The organism is Aliidongia dinghuensis (genome assembly GCF_014643535.1).
Classification (GTDB): domain Bacteria; phylum Pseudomonadota; class Alphaproteobacteria; order ATCC43930; family CGMCC-115725; genus Aliidongia; species Aliidongia dinghuensis.
Genome location: NZ_BMJQ01000014.1, coordinates 191,119 through 213,298, shown reverse-complemented (window position 1 = coordinate 213,298; position 22,180 = coordinate 191,119). Strand labels below are relative to the sequence as shown.

The 22,180-nt window shown below is 67.3% G+C and carries 23 protein-coding genes; 16 read left to right on the top strand and 7 right to left on the bottom strand.

The features are described from left to right. The 3 genes from IEY58_RS24885 to IEY58_RS24875 form a co-directional block, all read left to right on the top strand. A partial coding sequence (locus IEY58_RS24885) for a tetratricopeptide repeat protein (protein ID WP_189050802.1) occupies window positions 1–2,501 on the top strand: 2,501 nt, incomplete at its 5' end. A gap of 106 nt (window positions 2,502–2,607) precedes the next feature. Then, window positions 2,608–3,204 (top strand): PadR family transcriptional regulator, encoded by a 597-nt coding sequence (locus IEY58_RS24880; protein ID WP_229743934.1) that lies wholly within the window; start codon window positions 2,608–2,610, stop codon window positions 3,202–3,204. An 85-nt stretch (window positions 3,205–3,289) separates the two neighbouring features. Beyond that, entirely contained in the window at window positions 3,290–3,643 is a 354-nt protein-coding gene (locus tag IEY58_RS24875) for an ADP-ribosylation factor GTPase-activating family protein (protein ID WP_189050800.1), read from the top strand. Here IEY58_RS24875 and fliP read toward each other — a convergent pair. The 4 genes from fliP to IEY58_RS24855 are packed head-to-tail and all read right to left on the bottom strand — an operon-like array spanning window position 3,622 to window position 5,313. Further along, window positions 3,622–4,326, bottom strand: coding sequence for a flagellar type III secretion system pore protein FliP (fliP, locus tag IEY58_RS24870; RefSeq protein WP_189050833.1), 705 nt, complete (start codon window positions 4,324–4,326; stop codon window positions 3,622–3,624). The genes IEY58_RS24875 and fliP overlap by 22 nt on opposite strands. A gap of 44 nt (window positions 4,327–4,370) precedes the next feature. Continuing rightward, window positions 4,371–4,688 carry a flagellar biosynthetic protein FliO gene (locus IEY58_RS24865; RefSeq protein ID WP_189050798.1) on the bottom strand — a complete coding sequence of 106 codons (318 nt, stop codon included), beginning with the start codon at window positions 4,686–4,688 and terminating at the stop codon, window positions 4,371–4,373. After that, the gene (locus IEY58_RS24860; RefSeq protein ID WP_189050797.1) at window positions 4,685–5,008 is read right to left on the bottom strand and encodes a hypothetical protein; all 324 of its coding nucleotides are present in this window, start codon (window positions 5,006–5,008) and stop codon (window positions 4,685–4,687) included. The genes IEY58_RS24865 and IEY58_RS24860 overlap by 4 nt, the downstream gene beginning before the upstream one ends. Then, window positions 5,005–5,313: an EscU/YscU/HrcU family type III secretion system export apparatus switch protein gene (locus IEY58_RS24855; protein WP_189050795.1), complete on the bottom strand. Its 309-nt coding sequence runs from the start codon at window positions 5,311–5,313 to the stop codon at window positions 5,005–5,007. Before IEY58_RS24855 ends, IEY58_RS24860 begins: the two co-directional genes overlap by 4 nt. A 206-nt stretch (window positions 5,314–5,519) precedes the next feature. On the opposite strand from IEY58_RS24855, the gene IEY58_RS24850 reads away from it, so the two are divergent. The 10 genes from IEY58_RS24850 (at window position 5,520) to IEY58_RS24805 (ending at window position 15,728) form a co-directional block, all read left to right on the top strand. Continuing rightward, on the top strand, window positions 5,520–6,416 hold the full coding sequence (locus tag IEY58_RS24850; protein ID WP_189050793.1) for a LysR family transcriptional regulator: 897 nt from the start codon (window positions 5,520–5,522) through the stop codon (window positions 6,414–6,416). A gap of 100 nt (window positions 6,417–6,516) precedes the next feature. Next, complete coding sequence (locus IEY58_RS24845) at window positions 6,517–7,305, top strand: putative hydro-lyase (protein WP_189050791.1); 789 nt, start codon at window positions 6,517–6,519, stop codon at window positions 7,303–7,305. Between the two features lie 55 nt (window positions 7,306–7,360). After that, the gene (locus tag IEY58_RS24840) at window positions 7,361–8,461 is read left to right on the top strand and encodes a branched-chain amino acid ABC transporter substrate-binding protein (RefSeq protein ID WP_189050789.1); all 1,101 of its coding nucleotides are present in this window, start codon (window positions 7,361–7,363) and stop codon (window positions 8,459–8,461) included. A gap of 81 nt (window positions 8,462–8,542) precedes the next feature. Next, a complete protein-coding gene (locus IEY58_RS24835) occupies window positions 8,543–10,735 on the top strand; it encodes a prolyl oligopeptidase family serine peptidase (RefSeq protein WP_189050788.1) in 2,193 nt (730 codons plus the stop codon). 116 nt (window positions 10,736–10,851) lie between these two features. Next, window positions 10,852–11,271 (top strand): flagellar basal body rod protein FlgB, encoded by a 420-nt coding sequence (gene flgB / locus IEY58_RS24830; protein WP_189050786.1) that lies wholly within the window; start codon window positions 10,852–10,854, stop codon window positions 11,269–11,271. Window positions 11,272–11,304: 33 nt separating this feature from the next. Then, complete coding sequence (gene flgC / locus IEY58_RS24825; protein WP_189050784.1) at window positions 11,305–11,718, top strand: flagellar basal body rod protein FlgC; 414 nt, start codon at window positions 11,305–11,307, stop codon at window positions 11,716–11,718. Between the two features lie 53 nt (window positions 11,719–11,771). Continuing rightward, window positions 11,772–12,077 (top strand): flagellar hook-basal body complex protein FliE, encoded by a 306-nt coding sequence (fliE, locus tag IEY58_RS24820; RefSeq protein WP_189050782.1) that lies wholly within the window; start codon window positions 11,772–11,774, stop codon window positions 12,075–12,077. Window positions 12,078–12,083: 6 nt separating this feature from the next. Next, on the top strand, window positions 12,084–12,350 hold the full coding sequence (fliQ, locus tag IEY58_RS24815) for a flagellar biosynthesis protein FliQ (protein WP_189050780.1): 267 nt from the start codon (window positions 12,084–12,086) through the stop codon (window positions 12,348–12,350). 43 nt (window positions 12,351–12,393) lie between these two features. Further along, on the top strand, window positions 12,394–13,176 hold the full coding sequence (locus tag IEY58_RS24810) for a flagellar biosynthetic protein FliR (protein WP_189050778.1): 783 nt from the start codon (window positions 12,394–12,396) through the stop codon (window positions 13,174–13,176). A 38-nt stretch (window positions 13,177–13,214) separates the two neighbouring features. Then, window positions 13,215–15,728 carry a PAS domain-containing protein gene (locus IEY58_RS24805; protein WP_189050776.1) on the top strand — a complete coding sequence of 838 codons (2,514 nt, stop codon included), beginning with the start codon at window positions 13,215–13,217 and terminating at the stop codon, window positions 15,726–15,728. Window positions 15,729–15,734: 6 nt separating this feature from the next. Here the strand turns inward: IEY58_RS24805 and IEY58_RS24800 are convergent, their stop codons facing one another. Beyond that, window positions 15,735–16,307 (bottom strand): TetR/AcrR family transcriptional regulator, encoded by a 573-nt coding sequence (locus IEY58_RS24800; protein ID WP_189050774.1) that lies wholly within the window; start codon window positions 16,305–16,307, stop codon window positions 15,735–15,737. A gap of 93 nt (window positions 16,308–16,400) precedes the next feature. On the opposite strand from IEY58_RS24800, the gene IEY58_RS24795 reads away from it, so the two are divergent. The 3 genes from IEY58_RS24795 to IEY58_RS24785 all read left to right on the top strand — a co-directional run bounded on the left by IEY58_RS24795 (window position 16,401) and on the right by IEY58_RS24785 (window position 19,844). Then, entirely contained in the window at window positions 16,401–17,480 is a 1,080-nt protein-coding gene (locus IEY58_RS24795) for an enolase C-terminal domain-like protein (protein ID WP_189050772.1), read from the top strand. 122 nt (window positions 17,481–17,602) lie between these two features. Then, window positions 17,603–18,673: a recombinase RecA gene (recA, locus tag IEY58_RS24790; protein ID WP_189050770.1), complete on the top strand. Its 1,071-nt coding sequence runs from the start codon at window positions 17,603–17,605 to the stop codon at window positions 18,671–18,673. Between the two features lie 136 nt (window positions 18,674–18,809). Further along, complete coding sequence (locus IEY58_RS24785; protein WP_189050768.1) at window positions 18,810–19,844, top strand: phytanoyl-CoA dioxygenase family protein; 1,035 nt, start codon at window positions 18,810–18,812, stop codon at window positions 19,842–19,844. 64 nt (window positions 19,845–19,908) lie between these two features. On the opposite strand, the gene IEY58_RS24780 is transcribed toward IEY58_RS24785, so the two are convergent. Further along, entirely contained in the window at window positions 19,909–20,799 is an 891-nt protein-coding gene (locus IEY58_RS24780) for an NUDIX hydrolase (RefSeq protein ID WP_189050766.1), read from the bottom strand. A 99-nt stretch (window positions 20,800–20,898) separates the two neighbouring features. Next, window positions 20,899–22,113 (bottom strand): NADP-dependent isocitrate dehydrogenase, encoded by a 1,215-nt coding sequence (locus tag IEY58_RS24775; RefSeq protein ID WP_189050764.1) that lies wholly within the window; start codon window positions 22,111–22,113, stop codon window positions 20,899–20,901. Window positions 22,114–22,180 lie beyond the last annotated feature (67 nt).

Genomic DNA, 22,180 nt, shown 5'->3' with positions numbered 1-22,180 from the left:
CACCCGCCGCGGCCGAGGCGCCATCGGCGGCGCCGGTCGTGGCCGACACGCCGCCGCCCGCGCACCCGCCGGTGCCGCCGGCCGACGTCGACCAGGACGCACCGGCACCGTCGGGCCAGGTTTCCGGCACCCTGGGCTCGGCGGCGGAGAATGGGCTGCAGATCCGCTATACGCTGATCGACGACGGCGTCTCGCTGCGCTTCGAATGGCGCCAGCCGACGGCGGCCGCCATGTTCCGCCGGGGCAACGCGGTCTGGATGGTGTTCGATCGCGCCCAGAAGATGGATTTCGCCGATTTCCGCGCCGCCAACTGGCCGGTCATCACCTCGATCGCGCAGATGCCGAGCCGCAGCGGCACGGTGCTGCGGCTCGCGGTCTGGGCCGGCTTCAATCCGAGCGTGCGCCGCGCCGGCACGGCCTGGGTGGTTGAACTGCGCAACCAGCCGCAGCGCGCGGACGCGCCGGTGCAGGGGCAGGTGCGCAGCGACGGCCCCAACGCATCGATGATCTTTCCGGTGAGCGAGCCCGCGAGCCCGATCAGCCTGACCGACCCGGACGCCGGCGACGTGCTGGTGGCAGTGCCGCTGCCGCAGATCGGCCAGGGCTCCGACCTCGGCGGCGAATATCCCGACTTCCGCGTCCTGCCGAGCGCGCAGGGCCTGGTGTTCCGCCCGTCGAGCGACCAGCTGGCGATCCGGTCGCAGCCCAACCTGGTCGAGTTGAGCGCGCCAGGCGGGCTTGCGCTCTCGTCCGATGCGGACCGGCATGCCGAGCGGGCGGGCAAGGCGGCCGAAAACCGGCTGTTCGATCCGACCGGCTGGCAAGGGCCGGGCGAGGATTTCACGCGCCGGCGGCAGGCGCTGATGCAGGCGATCGCGAGTGCAGCGCCCGACGACCGGAACAACGCGCGCATCGATCTCGCGCGCTTCTTCTTTGCCAATGCCATGGGGCCGGAGGCGCTGGGCGTCCTGCGCGCGATCGAGCACGACGCGCCGGCCATGTTCGACGACCCGAACCTGCGCGCGCTGCGCGGCGCGTCCGAGGAACTGGCGAACCAGCTCGATACGGCACTCGCCGACCTCGGCGATCCGGCGCTCGACGATCGTCCGGACGGCCAGCTGTGGCGCGCCGTGCTCGCCGCCGACCGCGGCCTCTGGGCGGATTCGCTCGCTGCCTACAACAAGTCGTCCGACGTGCTGCGCAACTATCCGCCGCCGCTCAGGAACCGGCTCGCGGTCAAGCTGGCGGAAGCGCTGCTCAATGCCGGCGACCGGGAGAAAGCGTCGAACCTGGTGGCGGACGTGCTGGCGCATCAGCCGACCGAGGGCGAGGCCGACCAGGCCAAGGTCCTGCGTGGACGCATCCTCTCGATCGAGGGCGACACCAAGGGCGCGGTCGAGCTCTGGCAACAGGTCTCGCAGTCGCCGGATTCGAGCCTGGCCCGGGCGCAGGCGACCTACGCCATGACCCTGACCAAGCTCGACGACAAGGAAATTGGCCGCGCGGATGCGATCGCGGCGCTCGACCGGCTGCGCTTCGTCTGGCGCGGCGACGATTTCGAGATCCGGGTGCTGCGCAAGCTCGCCGAGCTGCAGATCGCCGACGGCGACTACCGCTCGGGCTTCCGCTCGCTGCGTCAGGTGCTGGCGAGCTACGGCGACAATCCGGCCGCGAAGGGCGTCGCCGACGACATGCAGCAATATTTCGTCGACCTGTTCCTGGGCAAGGCGGCCGACAACGTGACGCCGCTGAAGCAGCTCAGCCTCTATGACGAGTTCAAGGAATTGACCCCGCCGGGCACCGTCGGCGACCAGATCATCCGCAAGCTCGCCGACCAGCTGGTCAAGGTCGACCTGCTCGACCGGGCGGCGGATCTGCTCGAGACCCAGGTGAAGACGCGCCTCAGCGGCGTCGACCAGGCACGCGTCGCAGCCCAGCTGGCGCTCGTCCGGCTGCTCGACCGCCGGCCCGAGGACGCGATCGCGGCGCTCGACGTGCCGGTCGCGCCCGACCTGCCGCCGGAGCTGGTCCAGCAGCGTACGGAGCTCCGGGCGCGCGCGCTCGCCGAGGAGAGCAAGAACACCGAGGCGCTGCAGCTGCTCAACGGCGACAATTCGGCCGACGCCGACCGGCTGCGCGTCGACATCTATTGGAAGACGCAGAACTGGGCGGCGGTCGTGCCGGTGCTGCAGCGCGGCCTGAAGCCGCCTGCGGCCAGCAAGATCGACGACGATACGGCGCGCACGGTGCTCAAGATCGCGACCGCGATGGTGCTGGGCAAGGACCGCGCCGGCCTCACCGCCCTGCAGAAGCAATATGGCGCGGCGATGGACCAGAGCGCGCTCAAGGAGGATTTCCGCGTGGTCGCCGGCAACAGCTCGGCCGCGAGCGGCGACTTCAAGTCGCTGGCTGACCGGGTCGCCCAGATCAGCGACCTCCAGGGCTTCATGACGACCTACCGCCAGCGCCTCGCCAAGAACGAGCTCAGCAAGATCAACTGACGGGCGCCCGGCGGCGTCGCGACGGAGCGGGACATCCAAAAAGCCTCTTGTGCAAACACGGTTTCGATATATCTTAGAAGCGTCGAAACATTGACAAGAGGTTACTATGTTCGGAAGATTCAGACAGCACGGCCATCGGGAGGAAAGCGAGCGACGCTTCGCCCGGGGTGAATTCGGCTTCGGCGGCCGCCATTTCGGCGGGCATCACGGCTACGGCCGGCACGGCTGGGGCGGCGGGCGCATGGGCCGGCTGTTCGAGCAGGGCGACCTGCGCTTCATCATCCTGAGCCTGATCAACGAGAAGCCGCGCCACGGCTACGAGATCATCAAGGCGATCGAGGACAAGCTGCAGGGACTCTACAGCCCGAGCCCGGGCGTCATCTATCCGACACTGACCTTGCTCGAGGAAATGGGCTACGTCACTGTCGCCCAGGCAGAGGGCAACAAGAAGCTCTATGCGATCACCGACGAGGGGCGGGCGTTCCTCGCCAGCAACCAGTCGGCCGTGAACCTGGTCATGGAAAAGATCGCCGAGGCGACGCGGCGGTTCGGCGGCGGCATCCAGCCGCAGATCTTGCGCGCCATGGAGAACCTGAAGCTGGCACTGCAGATGCGCCTCGCCAAGGGAGGCTTGACCGAGGAGCAGGTGACACGCATCACGGCGATCATCGACGCCGCTGCATCCGATGTCGAGCGCGTCTAGGGGGATGGGATTGATACCAACAAGCTTGCGACGCGCCTGGATTGGTGGGCGGCGGGTCAGGGGGCGGGAACCCGCTCCCGAGCCCATGACAACTCTGCCGGCGCTGGCTGCGACCGGGCCGGCGCCGGCCAGCTGGCAGACCGACGTGTTGTTCGTCTGCCTGCGCTGCTCCGGCAAGCTGCCGGACGGCCTGACGCCGGACGGGCGCACGACGCTCCGGCAATGGTTCAAGGAACGGTTGGGGTCCGTCGGCCGCAGCAAGGCGCTGCGCGTGGTCGAGACCTCCTGCCTCGGCCTGTGCCCTGAGCAGCGCGTCGCCGTCGCGATCGGTCGCGAGCTTGCGGCCGATCCGGCCGTCGTCCGCTCGGTCGCGACCGAGGCCGATCGGGAGGCGATCTATCGCTGGGCGATGGGCGATCAGCCCGGCCCGAAGCTCTGAATAAGCGAGCCGCACACCAGGTACCAGCCGTCGATCAGCACGAAGAAGATCAGCTTGAACGGCAGCGACAGCACGTTCGGCGGCAGGCTGACCATGCCCATCGACATGACGAGCGAGGCAACCACGATGTCGATGATGAGGAACGGCAGGAATAGAAGGAAGCCGATCTCGAAGGCGCGGCGCAGCTCGCTGATGAGGAAGGCCGGCACCAGCGCGCGATAGGGCGTGTCGTCCGGCGTCGCGACCGGCGGGATGCGGCCGAGGCCCATGAACAGCTGCAGATCCTGGTCGCGCACATGGGTCTGCATGAAGTCGTGGAACGGCTTCGCCGTGCGTTCGAACGCGGTCTCGTTGTCGATCTTCTCGGCGATCAGCGGGGCGATGCCGTCGTTGTAGGAGCGCTCGAGCGTCGGCCCCATGACGAAGGCCGAGAGGAACAGCGCCAGGCTGATCAGCACCGTGTTGGGCGGCGTCTGCTGGATGCCGATGGCCGTGCGCAGGAACGACAGCACAACCACGATACGCGTGAACGAGGTGACGGTCACCAGCAGTCCCGGCACCACGCTCAACACGGTCATGAGTGCCACGAGTTCGACGATATGGCCGGTCGTCGAGCCGCCGCCATCGCCGAGGTCGACCGACAGGCTCTGCGCCGAAGCGGGGCCGGCCAGCAAAAGCAGCATCAGCAGCAGGAGCGGAACGGCGCCCCGTTTCAGGATCGATCGGATCACGCGTCCTCGCCCGGCAGATGGGTGGCGAAGCTCGGCTCCGACCGGTCGCGCCGGCTGCCGTCCGAGGCGGACCGGATGCCGCTCTCGATCACCAGGTCGCGCGTGCCGCCGATCAGCAGCAGATGCTCGGTCTGGTCGCGCCGCACGAGCAGCAGCCGGCGGCGCGAATCGACGGCGATGGACTCGACCAGCGCCAACCGCCCGGCGCGGCCGAGCCGCATGGCGGGGCCGAACCGGCGCAAGAGCCAGGCGAACAGGCCGATGAGCGCCAGCACGAAGACCAGTGCCAGGATCAGCCGGACGATGTCGGTCATGTTTTCGATTTCGGCGCTCCCGCTGTCGCTCGATAGACGTCGCTCGCCCGCTTCGGGTCGGAGACGCGCTCCGTCTCCGGCGTCACCGCGGCCAGCCGCTCGCGCAGCAGCCGCTCGATCTCGTCGAGCTTCCGGCTCAGCTGCAGCAGCCGATCGGCCATGTCACGCCGGCGGCCGTCCACCGCCAGCTTGCAGATGGTCTCGACGCGCGGCGGCAGGTCGGCAAGGTCGATGAGGTCGCCGGTCTCGACGGCGGCGAGTGCCGCGTCGAGCTGGGCGTCCGTGTCGTCGAGCAATCGGTCGAGCGCGGTCTCGGTCATGGTACGGAAAGCCCGGGAGAAGGCCCAAGAGAGGGCTCTGGGGCGGAACGCTGCTGCAGCTCCCACCGATAGACGTGCGTCAGGATTTCCGCAACCGCGGCGAAGGCGATGATCGGGATCTCGTCACCAACCTCGAGCGTCGATAGGATTTCGACGAGGTCGGCGTCCTCGCGCACTTTGACGCCGTGCTCGAACGCGATTTCCAGAATCTGGCGAGCGACCGCGCCCTCGCCGGTCGCAATGACGGTCGGCACGCTCGGATCGCGGGGATCGAAATCGAGGGCGATCGCCTTTTCTCGTTCCATCCGGGCCCTTTCGCGCTATCTCGAGGGAGCCTGCGGCGGCGCCCCTTAACAAAGCCTTAGAGGCGGCGGCGACAGGCTGTCGCAGGAAATCTCCGCCAGAGGGTGCCCGGTCGGCGCGCGTGGTGCAACTCGCGTTGCGCCCTGGGCGTGGTCCGCGACAAAAACGCCGCGGCATGGGCGAGGGCGGGATCGGAAATGGGCTGGCGATGATCGAACTTCGAACGCTCGAGACCTTCTACTGGGTCGCCCGGCTGGGCGGCTTCCGCCGGGCCGCAGAAAAGCTCAACACGACGCAGCCGGCCGTCTCCGCGCGCATCCAGCAACTGGAGCAGGCGTTCAACACGCGCCTCATCGACCGCGACAAGCGCCATTCCGCGCTGACGCCGAAGGGTGTCGAGCTGTTCGCCTATGCCGAGCGCATGCTGGCGCTCCGGACCGAGATGGTCATGGCGGTGACCGAGGCCGGATCGCTGCGCGGCACGGTCAGGCTCGGCCTGTCCGAGACCATCGTCCATACCTGGCTCGCGCGCCTCGTGAAGCGGCTGCACGAGCGCTATCCGGCGATTACGCTCGAAATCTCGGTCGACGTCTCGGCCAACCTGCGTGACGCCCTGCTCGCGGGCGAGCTCGACATCGCGTTGCTGCTGGGGCCGATCAGCGCGCCCAAGATCATGAACCTGCCGCTCTGCCGCTATCCGATGGCTTGGATCGCGAGTCCCGACCTGTCGATCGGGTCGGGGCCCGTGACGCTGACCGAGCTCGCGGCCTGGCCGATCATGACCTATTCGCGCCAGACGCGGCCCTATCGCGAGGTGACGGAGCTGTTCGCCCGCGTCGAGATCCCCCGCCCGCGCTTTTTCGCCAACAGCTCGCTCGCGTCCATCGTGCGCATGACGCTGGACGGCATCGGCATCAGCGCCATCCCGCCGGCGGTGATCCCGGACGAGCTCGCCGCCGGCCGGCTGCGCATCCTCGCGTCCGACACCGTGCTGCCGCCGCTCGCCTTCACCGCGAGCTATCTGGACCAGCCGGACAATGCGCTCGCCGCCATCGTTGCCCGGCTCGCCGAGTCGGTCGCGATCGAGGAAGGGCATGGCCCCTGATCAGGAATTCTGATCGCTTTCGATCCAAGATGACAATTCGACCTGCGCTTCGGTTCCGTGGCTAACTGGCTTCCAGGATTACCGGGGCGAGGGCAGGGTCATGGATGATGAAGTGAGCACGGCGGCCGGTATCGCCGAGGTGCGGGCGCGCATTCGCCGCGGCGCGCATGCCGGGCCGACCGCTGGGCTGGCCCCTGGCCATGTGCAGGGCAACGTCGTGATCCTGTCCCGCGACTGGGCCGAGGAGTTCGAGCTGTTCTGCCGGGCCAACGCCAAGGCCTGCCCGATCCTGGCGATATCCGAGCCGGGCTCGCCGGCGCTGCCGACGCTGGGCGCCGACATCGACATCCGCCACGACCTGCCGCGCTATCGCATCTATCGCGACGGTGTGCTCGCCGCCGAGCCGACCGACATCGCCGAGCTCTGGCAAGACGATCTCGTCACCTTCGTGATCGGTTGCTCCTTCACGTTCGAGCATCCGCTCATCGAGGCCGGCATCCCGCTGCGCCATGTGGCCGAGGGCCGCAATGTCGCCATGTACAAGACCAGCCTCGCGACCATTCCGGCCGGCCGCTGGCACGGGCCGACGGTCGTGTCCATGCGGCCGCTCTCGCCCGAGAACGCAACGCGCGCGGCCGTGATCTCCAACCGCTTCCCCGACATGCACGGCGGTCCGCTCCACGCCGGCGATCCGGCGGCGCTCGGCATCCGCGACATCATGCGGCCCGATTACGGCGATCCGGTCGCGATTGAGCCGGGCGAGATCCCGGTCTTCTGGGCCTGTGGTGTCACACCCCAGGCCGCGATCGAGGTGGTGCGGCCCGAATTCTGCATCACCCATGCGCCGGGCTGCATGCTCGTCACCGACAAAAGACACGGCCGCGACTGACGGCCGGATAAAAGGACGGGGCGGTTACGTCGGCTTCACGAAAGGATCTGGGACGATGCGAAAGTTTCTTGCTGCCTTGACCATGGCGCTCGCCGCCGGTGGTACCGCCAAGGCCGACATTCCGATAGCGCTGGTCGGGCCGCTGACCGGCGCCAACGCCGCGTTCGGCGAGCAGCTGAAGCGCGGCGCCGAGCAGGCGGTCGCCGATATCAATGCCAAGGGCGGCGTGCTCGGGCAGAAGCTGGTGCTGACCGTGGCCGACGACGCCTGCGACCCGAAGCAGGCGGTCGCCGTCGCCAACCAGCTGGCAAGCAAGGACATCGCCTTCGTCGCCGGCCATTTCTGCTCCGGCTCGTCGATCCCGGCCTCGGCGATCTACAACGAGGCCGGCATCCTGCAGATCTCGCCGGCCTCGACCGCGGCGGCCTTGACCGAGGACGCGTTCAAGAAGGGCTGGACCAACGTCTATCGCGCCTGCGGCCGCGACGATCAGCAGGGCCAGGTCGCCGGCGCCTATCTCGTCGCCCGTTTCAAGGACAAGCCCGTCGCGATCATCGACGACAAGTCGGCCTACGGCAAAGGCATCGCCGACGAGACGCGCAAGGCGCTGAACGCGGCCGGCGTCAAGGAGGTGATCGACGAGTCGATCACCGCGGGCGACCAGGATTTCACGGCGCTCGTCTCGAAGCTGAAGCAAGCGAAAGTCGAAGCGATCTTCTTCGGCGGCTATCAGAAGGAGGCAGCGCTCATCATCCGCCAGGCGCGCGAGCAGGGGCTGACGGCGCAGCTCGTCTCGGACTCGGCGCTGCCGGCGCTCGAGTTCTGGCAGATCGCCGGCCCGGCCGGCGAGGGGACGCTGTTCACCTTTGCGCCCGATTGGCGCAAGCGGCCGGCGGCGAAGGCGGTCGTTGAAGCATTCGAGAAGCAGGGCGCTCCGCCCGAGGGCTTCACGCTGCAGGCCTATGCCACGATCCAGATCTATGCGCAGGCGGTCGAGGCGGCGAAATCGACCAAGCTCGCCGACCTGGTGAAGGTGCTGCATGCTGAGACGTTCGATACGGTCACGGGCGAGATCAAGTTCGATCAAAAGGGTGACATCACCCGCGCTGGATTCGTTGTGTGGCAATGGCATGAGGGGAAATACGCCGAACTCTGAGCAGCGGCGACGGGCTGTTCCTCGGGACAAATAAGCGCTAGCGTCGCCCGCAACGGAATTCCTCAAAGAGGGGGCAGTTGCATGGCGTTACGGCAGGATACTCGCGGCGCATGGGGCGGCTGGACCTTGGGTCTTGCCGCCCTCTTCGCGTCGGCCGCGGCGATCGCGGCGCCGGGTCAGCCGGTCGCGGACAAGAAGCCGGTGGTCGAGAATTTCTTCGGCACCACCGTGACTGACGACTATCGCTGGATGGAAGATGCGAAGTCGCCGGATTTCCAGGCCTACATGAAGGCCCAGGCCGACTATACCAATGCCGCCCTCGCCAAGATCCCGGGCCGCGCCGAGCTCGAGAAGCGGATCGTGGCGCTCGACAACGCCAGCGTGAAGGTCATCGGCGTCATCCAGGTTGGCGATGCCTATTTCTATCGCAAGAGCGCACCGGGGGCGGCCAACTTCTCCCTCGTCGTGCGCCAGGGGGCGAAGGGCAAGGACAAGGTGCTGGTCGACCCGACCAAGCTCTCGACCGATGGCAAGCACGTCTCGATCGACCATTTCCAACCGTCGCTCGACGGCAAATATGTCGCCTACGGCCTGTCCGAAGGCGGCTCGGAGCAGAGCGTGCTCCATATCATGGATGTGGCGACCGGCAAGGACCTGGACGAGACGATCGACCGGACCAATTTCGCCTCCGTCTCCTGGCTGCCGGACGGCAAGGCGTTCTTCTACAACCGCTTGAAAAAGCTGGGCCCGAACGACCCGGGCACCGAGAAGGAGAAGGACAGCCGGGCCTATCTGCACGTGGTCGGCACCGATCCGGAAAACGACAAGCCCGTGCTCGGCACCGGGCTCAACACGGGCCTCAAGATCGACCCGATCGCCTTCCCGTCGATCGTGGTGACGCCTGGCTCCGACTACGCGCTGGGGCTGGTCGTGAATGGCGTGCAGAACGAGATCGGGCTCTACGAGGCGCCGCTCGTCAAGGTCACGGACGGCAACACGCCCTGGGTCAAGGTGGCATTGCCCGACGACGAGGTGACGAATGCCGCGCTCCACGGCCACGACCTGTTCCTGCTCAGCCACAAAGGCGCGCCGCGCTTCAAGATCCTGAAGACCGACATCAGGAAGCCGGATCTGGCCCAGGCCGAGACGGTCGTGCCGACCGGCACCGTCGTGATCGCCAACATCGCGACCGCGGCTGACGCGCTCTATGTCCAGGACATGGACGGCGGCCCGAGCCGCCTGCGCCGGCTGCCCTACGACACCGGCAAGGTCCAGGACATGCCGCTGCCCTACGACGGTGCGACGGTCGACGGGCTCAGCGCCGACACGCGCACCCCGGGCGCGCTGTTCAGCGTCGAGGGCTGGGTCCATTCGCAGGCCTGGGTCACTTATGATCCGAAAGACAGCAAGATCGTCGACACGGGTCTCCTGGCGCCATCGCCGGTCGACACCAAGGGCTATGTCGGCGAGGAACTCAAGGTGAAGAGCGCCGACGGCACCGAGGTGCCGCTGTCGATCGTGCGCCAGAAGAACGCGAAGCCTGACGGCAAGCATCCGACGCTCATCTGGGGCTACGGCGCCTACGGCATCTCGGAGACGCCGGTGTTCGCGCCGCGCTGGTTCCCGCTCATGGAGCATGGCGGCATCTGGGCGATCTGCCATGTGCGCGGCGGCGGCGAATATGGCGAGGACTGGCATCAGGCCGGCAAGAAGGCGACGAAGCCCAACAGCTGGGCCGACCTCATCGCCTGCGCCCAGTATCTCGTCGACAAGGGCTGGGCGACGCCGGCGACGCTCGCGATCGACGGCGGCAGCGCCGGCGGCATCCTGGTCGGCGGCGCGATGAATGCGCGGCCGGATCTGTTCCGGGTCGTGATCGACGAGGTCGGCGTCTCGAACGCGCTCCGGGGCGAGTTCAGCGAGAACGGGCCGCCGAACGTCCCGGAATTCGGCTCGGTTGCGACCGAGGACGGGTTCAAGGGGCTCCTCGCCATGGACGCGATGCACAACGTCAAGCCCGGCACGCCCTATCCGGCGGTGCTGCTGACGACGGGCATCAACGATCCGCGCGTGCCGTCCTACGAGTCGGCCAAGATGGCGGCGACCCTGCAGGCGGCGAGCACGAGCGGCCGGCCCATCCTGCTGCGCGTCGATTATGACGCCGGCCACGGCATCGGCTCGACGCGCATCCAGCGCAACAAGGAGCTCGCCGACAAGTTCGCCTTCATGTTCTGGCAGATGGGCCTCAAGGCCTATCAGCCGAAGGCGAAATAGCGGCGTGGGGTGGGGCCCGGACGGTCGATGCGGGACCGTCCGGGGCTTAACCCGTTGGTAATGAGACGTCCGGCATGCTGCAACGGCCCAAAAATTTGGACGAGGCTCAGGGTCCGATGGACCTCAACAACCTGCCGCTGCTCGCAGCGCTGACGAAGAAGATGAACTGGCTGACGGCGCGGCAGAAGGTCGTGTCCGAAAACGTCGGCAATGCCGACACGCCGGGCTTCAAGGCGTCGGATCTTCGCCCGCTGGACTTCCGCAAGGAACTGGCCGAGGTGACCCACCAGGCCACGCCCAAGCTGGCGCCGGTCACGACCGACCCGCATCACCTGGTCGGCACCGAGGCGGCGGCGAAGCTGCAGCCGGAAATCGAGAAGATCACGACCGACCGCGAGATCAACGGCAATACGGTCTCGCTCGAGGACGAGATGATGAAGGTGTCCGAGACCGCGTCGGACTACCAGCTGATGACGAATCTGTATAAGAAGCAGGTGGGTCTGATTAAGACCGCGATCGGTCGGACCGGGTCGTAACGCGACAACCGGGTTCCGCTGGAAGGTGCAGGCATGTCGAGCTTCGATGATACCCTGAAGACTGCGGCGTCGGCGATGGCGGCGCAGACCCTGCGCCTGCGCACGATTTCCGAGAATATCGCCAACGCCAATTCGACGGCGGCCTCTCCCGGCGCCGATCCCTATCGCCGCAAGCTTGTCACCTTCAAGAACGTGCTCGACCGCGCGACCGGCGCCGACACCGTCAAGGTCGACCGGATCGTGCCCGACGCCGCACCGTTCGAGCTCAAGTACATGCCGGGGCATCCGGCGGCCGACGGCAACGGCTACGTGCGCATGCCGAACGTCAACCCGCTGGTCGAAATGAGCGATTTGCGCGAAGCTCAACGCAGCTACCAGGCCAACGTCGACGTGATCGACGCGACGAACACCATGATTTCGCGTGCAATCGACCTGCTGCGCAGCTAAGGGATCCTAACCCTTCGTTGCATGCGCGGCTCCGCCGCCGAGGAACCAGGACCATGACGATCAATGTCGCCGCCGGCGCTGCCGCCTATGCCAATGCCGCCAAGACGCTGACGCAACCGCAGGGGGCGGCGTCGCAGGGCGGTGGCGGCTTCGGCGACCTCTTGAAGAACGCTCTCGAAAGCGCCGTCGACGCGCAGAAGGGCGGCGAGATCGCGAGCATGCAGGCCGTCGCCGGCCATGCCGACATCAACAGCGTCGTGGCCGCCGTGACCAACGCAGATGTCACCCTGCAGACCGTCGTCGCGGTGCGCGACAAGGTCGTCTCCGCCTATCAGGAAATTCTGCACATGACCGTCTGATCGGTCATGAACGAAACCGAGATCATCGACGTCGCCCGCGAGGCGATCTTCGCCGCGCTCAAGATCGCCGGCGGCCCCATGCTGGCTGCCCTCGTCGTCGGCATCGCCATTTCGGTGTTCCAGGCGCTGACCCAGATCCAGGAGCAGACGCTGACCTTCGTGCCGAAGATCATCGTGATCTTCCTGTCGGTCCTGCTCCTGATGCCGTTCATGCTGGGCACGCTCGAAACCTTCGCCCGTTCGCTCGCCGACCGCATCATCGCCATCCAATAGCCCCGTGCCTGGCATGATGACACGGGCCATGGTGACCTAGGCGATGACGACCTATTCGCTGGAGCAACTGGTCCCGGCCGTCGTCTGGACCTTCTTCCTGGTGTTCTGCCGGATGGCGGCGGCGGTCGGCTTCCTGCCGGGCTTCGGCGACGCCTATGTCAACGTGCGCGCGCGCCTGGTGGTCGCGGCCGCGATCAGCGCAGCGGTGACGCCGGTCATTCAGGCGGACTACGGCGTGCCGGCGGAGCCGCAGAATGTCCTGCGCATGTTCGCGCTCATGTTCGACGAGATCTTCATCGGCAGCTTCTTGGGGCTCATGGCCCGGGTGCTGTTGGCCTCGCTCGAGACCGGCGGCGCCATCATCGCCATGCAGACGTCGCTCGCGAGCGCCATCACGTTCAATCCCGGCCAGACCTCGCCCGAGACGCTGCCGGCGAGCCTGCTGTCCGCCATGGCGGTCGTGCTGATTTTCGTCACGGGTGTCGATCATATCCTGATCCGCTCGATCGTCGACAGCTATGCGGCCTTCCCTGCGGGCGGCGTACCGCCGTTCGCCGACTTGTCGAACGCCATGGCGCATCTGGTCGCGCGCGGCTTCCTCATCAGCGTCGAGCTTGCGGCCCCGTTCCTCATCATCGGCACGGTGTTCCATGTGGCGCAGGGGCTGATCTCGAAGATCATGCCGCAGCTGCAGGTCTTCTATATCGGCCTGCCGCTGCAGGTGCTGGGCGGCCTGGTCATCATCGGCCTGACCTTGCCGCCATTGCTCTATTGGTTCCTGGGCCAGTATGTCGATGTACTGACCAGCATCACCCACCCCGGCTGAGCGATGACGAAAAGCAGGAGACGATCAAGAGTGCGGCCATGGTTCTAGAAGCCGATCGGGCGGAGGAAGGCGGGCGGCGGCTGCCGACGCGCGGCGTGAAGCCGCTTCTGGTGTCGGGCCTGGTCGCGTCCGCCACGAGCCTGGCGCTCGGCGCCTGGCTGGGCACGCAGCTGCCGGCAGGGTCGATCGCGTTCGACGCGACGCTCGCGATCGATCTGGTGGCGATGCTGGCCTTCGTCACGCTGGCGGTGCTGGGCGCGCGCCTGGCCGCGGCGGGCCGCATGGCATCGCTTGCGCGCCAGGCGCTCGAGGCGCTGCCGGACGCGGCGTTCGTGACCGATCCACAGGGCGTCATCGGCTTCGCCAATGCCGCCTATGTCGCCCGCTTCTCCGGCGGGCGCTCGCCGCTGCAGGCCTTCCTCGACGGCGCCGAGGACGAGGAGGAGGTCGAGCGCGAGCTCAACCGGCTCCGGACCCAGGCGCGCGTCGGTGGCACCGCCCATGCGGAGCTCCGGGCGCGGTTCCTCGACGGCCGCGTCGGCTGGTTCGAGGTGACGGTGGCGCCGATCGCCTCGGTCCGCGGCGGTGCCGTCTGGCAGCTCGTCGATATTACCGACAAGCGCCAGCTGCGCGGCGTGATCGAGGCCGGCCGGACCATGCTGTTCGAATTCTTCGACGGCGTGCCGTTCGGGCTTTATTCGATCGACGAGACCGGCCGGTTCCTCATGATCAACGAGACGTTGGCCGGCTGGCTCGGCGCCTCGCCGGAGCAGCTCATCAACGAGCGCGCGCGGATCGAGGATTTCCTGGTGGCATCCGACGACGCGACGCGCGTGCCGTTCGACCCGCAGGCGCCGGGCGAGGGCCGCGAGGTGATTCTGGCGGGCCGGCAGGGGCGGCTCACCTACGCCGCGATCAGCCAGACGATCGAGGGCAGCGGCCCCAGCCGGCGCACCTGCTCGGTCGTGCGCGACCTGGCGCCGGACCGGGCGCGCGAGGAGGCGCTCGTGCGGGCGCGCCAGCGCTTCCAGCGCTTCTTCGAGATCGCACCCGTCGGCATCGCGCTCATCGACACGCACGCGCGGTTCAAGGAGACGAATCCGGCGCTCGAAAGGCTGCTGCTGACGGAAGAGCAGCAGCTGGCCGGGCGCAACCTGATGGAGTTCGTGATCGAAGACGACCAGGTGCCGGCCGGCGAGCGGCTGGCGCAGATCGTCAAGGGCACGGCCTTGGACCGACCGCTCGAGCTGCGCGTGCGCACGGGGCGCGGCAACAAGACGCTGGCCCTGTTTGCGAGCCGGCTCGACACGACCGAGGGCAGCATCGCCGGCCTGATTCTGCATTTCATCGATCTGACCGAGCAGAAGAATCTCGAGCTGCAATTCGCGCAGTCGCAGAAGATGCAGGCGGTGGGTCAGCTCGCCGGCGGCGTCGCCCACGACTTCAACAACCTCTTGACCGCGATGATCGGCTTCTGCGACCTGCTGCTGCTGAGGTTCCGGCCGGGCGACCAGTCCTTCGCCGACATCATGCAGATCAAGCAGAACGCGAACCGCGCCGCCAACCTGGTGCGGCAGCTCTTGGCCTTCTCGCGCCAGCAGACGCTGCAGCCGCGCATCATCGACATCGGCGACGTGCTGAGCGAATTGAGCCACCTCCTGAACCGGCTCCTCGGCGAGAATGTCGAGCTCAAGATGGTCCAGGGCCGCAATCTCGGCATGGTCCGCGTCGACCAGGGCCAGCTCGAGCAGGTGATCATCAATCTCGCGGTCAACGCGCGCGACGCCATGCCGGGGGGTGGCACGCTCGTGATCAAGACCTCGAACGTCGAGCAGGCGCAGCCGATCCAGCGCGAGCTCGAGATCATGCCCGCCGGCTCCTACGTGCTGATCGAGGTGACTGACAACGGCACCGGCATTCCGCGCGAGATCATGGCGCGCATCTTCGAGCCGTTCTTCTCGACCAAGGAGGTGGGCTCGGGCACCGGGCTCGGGCTCTCGACCGTCTACGGCATCGTCAAGCAGACCGGCGGCTTCATCTTCGTCGACAGCACCGTCGGCGTCGGCACGCGCTTCTCGATCTATCTGCCGCGTCATCAGCGCAAGGAAGGCGAGGCGCCACCGGCGTCGACGCTCGATCCGCTCGAAGTGGCGGCGCCGCGCGATCTCACTGGTGCCGGCACGATCCTGCTGGTCGAGGACGAAGATCCGGTGCGCCTGTTCAGCGCCCGCGCGCTCCGCAACAAGGGCTATACGGTGGTCGAGGCGAAGAGCGGCGAGCAGGCGTTGCAGATCATCCAGAACGGCACCGAGCCGATCGACCTCATCGTGACCGACGTGGTGATGCCGCGCATGGACGGGCCGACGCTCATCAAGCAGGTGCGCGAGAGCCGGCCCCACATGAAGGTCGTGTTCATTTCGGGCTATACCGAGGATACCTTCCGCAAGCGCATCGGCGACGACGCCGGCATCCATTTCCTGGCCAAGCCCTTCTCGCTGAAGCAGCTCGCCTTCAAGGTGAAGGAGATCATGGGCGATCTTGGCGAGGGCTGAGTCTGATCAAGTGCCGAGGATCATGCGCCGCGCCGCCGCCGCTGCGGTCGCGGCGTAGCTCCGGTCGCCGCTGATCAGCATCATCGCCTGGGTGCCTTCGAGCAGCAGCATGACCGTTCGTGCGCCGGCGCGAGGCGCCGCCGCACCATGGCGTTCGAACGCTGTCGTGAGCCAATCCTCGATCGCCGCCTTGTGCCGTGCCGCGACGGCGCGCGCCGGGTGGCCCGGCAGGTCGGCCAGTTCCATGACGAGCCGTGTCATGCCGGCGCCGGTCCAGCGCCGCTCGCGCGACCAGCGCTCGAGTGCTGCGAACAGCGCATCGAGGAACTGGCCGAGATCGGCGGCCGCGAGCGGTTCCGCCCATTCGGCGATACGGCTGAGGGCCAGCGCGTGCTGATGGTCGAGCACGGCAGCGAGCAGCGTGTCCTTGCTGTCGAAATGGTAATAGAGCGTGCGCTTGGTGACGCCCGCCGCCTCGGCGACCCGGTCGATCCCGACGCGCCCGAACCCCTCCGCATAGAACAGGTCGTAGGCGGCCTCCAGGAGCCGCTGCCGCGTCGCCTCCGCCGTGCCGCGCATGGGGGATCCTCTTCGTATACCGACGAGTGAGTGTATCGAGCCACGCGCGTGCGGCTAAGCCTCAATCCTCTGGTTCGAGCGAAGGAGAGGGTGATGGGCGATAGGCTGGAGATCCGCAGCGTCACGGCACGGCCGGTCATGGTGCCGCTCGATCGGCCGGTGCGCACCGCCGCGGGCGACATCCCGGCGACGCCGCTGGTGCTGATCGATGTCGCGACGACGGCCGGCGTCATCGGGCGCAGCTATCTCTTCGCCTATACCAGGCCGGTCCTGGTGCCGCTCGCCCGGCTGGTGAGCGAGATCGGCGCGGAATTGACGGGGGCCGCCGTGGCGCCCGCCCTGCGCATGCGCGCGCTCGAGCGGCGCTTCCGGCTGCTGGGCTTGCAGGGGCTAGTCGGCATGGCAATCGCCGGGCTCGACATGGCGTTCTGGGACATCCTGGCGCGCGCCGCCGACCTGCCGCTCGCAAGCCTGCTCGGCGGCGCGCCGCGGCCGATTCGCGCCTATGCCAGTTTCGGCATCATCGATGTCGCGGCCGACGAGCGGGTGATCCTAGACGCGGTCGCGGCCGGCTTCCAGGGCCTCAAGATCAAGGTCGGCGGCGCCGACTTCGCGCGCGATCTGGCCGACATCGCCGCCGTCCGCACCATGATCGGGCCCGGCATCGCCCTCATGGTCGACTATAACCAGTCGCTCGACCCGACCGAGGCACTTCGGCGTGCGGCGGCGCTCGCCAAATTCGACCTGACCTGGATCGAGGAGCCGGTCGCGGCCGAGGATCTGGCGGGCCACGCGCGCGTCCGGGCCGGCTCGCCCGTGCCGGTGCAGACCGGGGAAAACTGGTGGTTCCCGCGGGCGGCGGCGGACGCCGTCGCCGCCGGCGCTTCGGACCATGCCATGCTCGACGTCATGAAGATCGGTGGTGTTACCGGCTGGCTCGAAGCGGCGGCGCTGGCCAAGGCGGCGTCGCTGCCGGTGTCGAGTCACAGCTTCCTCGAGGCGAGCGCCCATCTGCTTGCGGTGACGCCGACGGCGCTCTGGCTCGAACATCTCGACAAGGCATCCCGGTTGCTGGAGCGGCCGCTTGCAGTTGAGCGCGGTTGCGTGACGGCCCAAGGGCCGGGACTCGGCCTCGAATGGAACGAAATGGCGGTCGACCGCTTGCTCGTGTGACGCCCGGCAAGGCACTCCAAAGATCGTTTCGCGCGAAATGTTCCTATTGTGTTCCGGAACAAAGCATGTACAGTGATGCGCGTTGCATCGCCGAGAGGCCTATGGAATAAGGGGACCGGGCAATGTCGCAGACCGTTCTGCGCCTGTTGGATAAGGCTGAGATGGACAAACAGAAGGCGTTGGAATCGGCTCTCGGCCAGATCGAACGCGCGTTCGGCAAGGGTTCGATCATGAAGCTCGGGTCGAAGGAAGCGGCGCTCGACATCGAGGTGGTCTCGACCGGGTCGCTCGGCCTCGACATCGCGCTCGGCATCGGCGGCCTGCCGCGCGGCCGCATCATCGAGATCTACGGGCCCGAGAGCTCCGGCAAGACGACGCTGGCGCTCCATGTCATCGCCGAGGCGCAGCGGACCGGCGGCACCTGTGCCTTCGTCGACGCGGAACATGCGCTCGATCCGGGTTACGCCCGCAAGCTCGGCGTCAATATCGACGACCTGCTGATCTCGCAACCCGATGCCGGCGAGCAGGCACTTGAGATCGCCGACACGCTCGTGCGCTCCGGCGCCATCGACGTGCTGGTCGTCGACTCGGTCGCCGCCCTCGTGCCGCGTGCCGAGCTCGAAGGCGAGATGGGCGACAGCCACATGGGCGTGCAGGCGCGGCTCATGAGCCAGGCGCTGCGCAAGCTCACCGGCTCGATCTCCAAGTCGCGCTGCATGGTGATCTTCATCAACCAGATCCGCATGAAGATCGGCGTGATGTTCGGCAATCCGGAGACCACGACCGGCGGCAACGCGCTCAAGTTCTATGCCTCGGTCCGCCTCGACATCCGGCGCATCGGCGCCATCAAGGAGCGCGAGCAGGTCATCGGCAACCAGACCCGCGTCAAGGTCGTGAAGAACAAGATGGCGCCGCCATTCAAGGTCGTCGAGTTCGACATCATGTACGGCGAAGGCGTGTCGAAGCGCGGCGAACTGATCGATCTCGGCGTCTCGGCCGGCGTGGTCGAGAAGTCGGGCTCGTGGTTTTCCCACGACGGCCAGCGCATCGGCCAGGGGCGCGAGAACGCCAAGCAATATCTGAAGGACCATCCGGAGACGGCGGACGCCATCGAGCGGGCGATCCGTGGCAATGCCGGCCTGGTCGCCGACGCGATGCTGGTGACATCGCCGGACGGTGGCACCGACGAATAGCCGACTCTGGTACTGGATCGAGCGGCCCGCACCGGGAAACCGGCGCGGGCCGTTTCTTTTTGGGCGTGTGCCGCTCGACGATTGACGTCTAGTGATTGAATTCGGACACTCGGGCCCTGACGCCAAGGGGACGAGCATGGGCGGCGATCGGGCGATACCGGCGCTAGCGGCGCCTGAGGACATGGGCAGCCTCGGCATCATGCACCTGAAACGCCTGTGGTCGCGGCTTGCGCGCGAGCGGTTGGGCCAGCGGGACGGCGCTGCCGACCATCCGCTCGACCAGGTCGCACTCTACGGTCTCGATCTCGGCCTGCTCGAAAGCCTGCGTTTCCTCAACGACGGCCATGATTTCGCGGCGTTCGAGCGCTGGGTGCTGGAGGCCAACGGCGGCGCGCTCGATCCGGACCGGGTGCGTCGGGTCAATGATGCGATCGTCCGGATGACCGGCGGGGTAGGGGATCCGGCCCTGGAACTGCTGATGCCGGCGCCCGTGCTGGGTGCGGACCAGCTCGCTGGCTGGGAGCGTGACGGGTATGTCGTGCTTTCCGACGCGGTCGACGAGCCGACGCGGGCTGCGGTCGAGGCGGCGCTGTGGCAGGCGCTCGATGCGGCGCCCGATCGGCCGGCCAGCTGGTATGGCCGTGACCACGGCCACAGCATCTGGACGAACCTCGTTCACCATCCGGCCCTTCGTGCCGTCCGCCGCGCGCCGCGCATTCGCGCCGCCTTCGCCCAGCTCTGGGGCACCAACGACCTTTGGGCGACGGCCGACCGCGCCGGCTTCAATCCGCCGGAACGGCCGGGCTGGCAATTTCCGGGGCCGCATCTGCATTGGGATACCAGCATCGCGTTGCCCATGCCGTTCGGGCTGCAGGGCATCCTCTATCTGACCGACACGATGGCGGAGCAGGGCGCCTTCACCTGCGTGCCGGGCTTCCAGCACCGGCTCACCGATTGGATCGCCGCTCTGCCGTCTGGTGCCGATCCGCGGCAGCTCGACGATGAGATCCGTGCCGCGGCGGTGCCGATTCCGGGCAAGGCCGGCGACCTCATCATCTGGCACCACGCCCTGCCGCACGGCAGCAGCCCGAACCGCACCGACCGGCCGCGGCTGGTCCAGTACCTGACCCTGTTCCCGACCGGCCGCCACGACGAGCGGCCATGGGTTTGAGCGAAGCGCTGAAACCTCTCGTATTCCTGCGAAAGCCGCCCTTCGGCTCGGCATGGTTGCGCCTTTAGCGTTCGCCGCGCACCAAGCTGCCCCGCAGACCCTCGGCGAGGGCCAGATAGTCCGGCGCCTCCGGCACGATCAGTCCATGGCGCAGGCCGAAATCGATCAGCACCAGATTGACGTCATACTTGAACTGGTCGGTTTCTCGCACCAGCCGCAGGCACTCGCGTGCCGACAGCAGCCGGAAATCCTCGACTTCACCATCGGCGTTGCGCGGCACGAACTCCGTCGGTACCTCGATGTCGTAGACGAACAGCACTTCATCACGCATGCCGTCGGGCAGCTCTATCCGGTAGCGGATGGCGCCGGCAGCATGGGCGCGGCTCGCCACGGCCTCGGGCACGCCGGCCTCTTCCCTGGCTTCCTTCAGCACCGTCTCCCAGGCGGTGTAGCCGGCTCCAAGACCGCCGGCGACCATGTTGTCGAGCTTGCCTGGCGCCATCGCCTTGTTCATGGCGCGTTTGGCGATCCAGAACTCCGGGCCGTCGACCCCTGGCCGCCAGCCATTCAGATGCACCGCATAGGCGCGGGCGCCGAAGAACTCGATCATCCCCCGGTCGAGTTCGAACAACAACGGCCCGCCCCAGCCGTCGGTGATCGCGAACATCTCGTTGCGCCGCTTGTTTACCATGCCAGCGCGGATCAGCCCGTCGGTCGCCTCCCCGAACGCTTGGGTCACGGCGTCCGCTCCCTCGATCGTGTCGGCGATTGCGACCGCGTCCGCCGACCGGCGGAAAATGTGGGGAAAGGCCGCAAGCAGCCGGGCATTGTCCCGGCGGACGAAACCGACGCGGCGCCCCCTCAGCAGCAGCGGCAGGAAACGCTCAGGATCGAAGCGATTGCAGGCTTCGAGATGACGCCGATAGCTCATGGCGGCGAGGAGATACCGGCGCATGGGACCAGGTCAAGCCGGGCCAGAGGTCGCCTGCGAAAAGCAAACGGGCCAGGGATCGCTCCCCGGCCCGTGCCATTTCGTTCCGTTCTCGAAACGAGCTTACTTCATCGCCTTCTTAAGGCCCTCGTCGAGCGCATCCAGGAACTGGGTGGTCGACAGCCACGGCTCGTTCGGGCCGATCAGGATGGCGAGGTCCTTGGTCATCCGGCCCGACTCGACCGTCTCGACGCAGACCTTCTCGAGCGTCTCGGCGAAGTGCTGCACGTCCGGCGTGCCGTCGAACTTGCCGCGGTAGTAGAGGCCGCGCGTCCAGGCGAAGATCGAGGCGATCGGGTTGGTCGAGGTCTCCTTGCCCTGCTGGTGCTGGCGATAATGCCGGGTCACCGTGCCGTGGGCGGCTTCCGCCTCGACCGTGTTGCCGTCCGGTGCCAGCAGCACGGAGGTCATGAGACCGAGCGAGCCGAAGCCCTGTGCCACCGTGTCGGACTGCACGTCGCCGTCGTAGTTCTTGCAGGCCCAGACGAATTCGCCGCTCCACTTGAGCGCCGAGGCGACCATGTCGTCGATCAGGCGATGCTCGTAGGTGATCTTGCGCTTGTCGAACTCGGCCTTGAACTCGCTTTCGAACACTTCCAGGAACAGATCCTTGAAGCGGCCGTCATAGGCCTTGAGGATCGTGTTCTTGGTGGAGAGATAGACCGGCCAGTTCTTGAGCAGACCGTAGTTGAAGCTGGCGCGGGCGAAGTCGCGGATCGATTCGTCGAGGTTGTACATGCCCATGGCGACGCCCGAGCCCGGGAAGTCGAACACGTCGTAATGGATCGGCTCGCCGCCGCCCTCCGGCGTGAAGGTCATGGTGAGCTTGCCCTTGCCCGGCACCTTGAAGTCGGTGGCACGGTACTGGTCGCCGAAGGCATGACGGCCGATCACGATCGGCGCGGTCCAGCCGGGCACGAGGCGCGGCACGTTCTTGCAGATGATCGGCTCGCGGAACACGGTGCCGCCCAGGATGTTGCGGATCGTGCCGTTCGGCGACTTCCACATCTTCTTGAGCTTGAATTCCTCGACGCGCGCCTCGTCCGGCGTGATGGTCGCGCACTTGACGCCGACGCCGTATTGCTTGATCGCATTCGCCGCATCGACCGTCACCTGGTCGTTGGTGGCGTCGCGATGCTCCATGCCCAGGTCGTAGTACTTCAGGTCGACGTCGAGGTAGGGGACGATCAGCTTGTCCTTGATGAACTTCCAGATGATGCGGGTCATCTCGTCGCCGTCGAGTTCGACGACCGGGTTCTTCACCGTGATCTTGCTCATCAGAACGCGTCTCCAGAGGGCCTGCCCGCTCGAGAGGTTAGGCGGGCGAGGGCGAGGCAAACAGGGG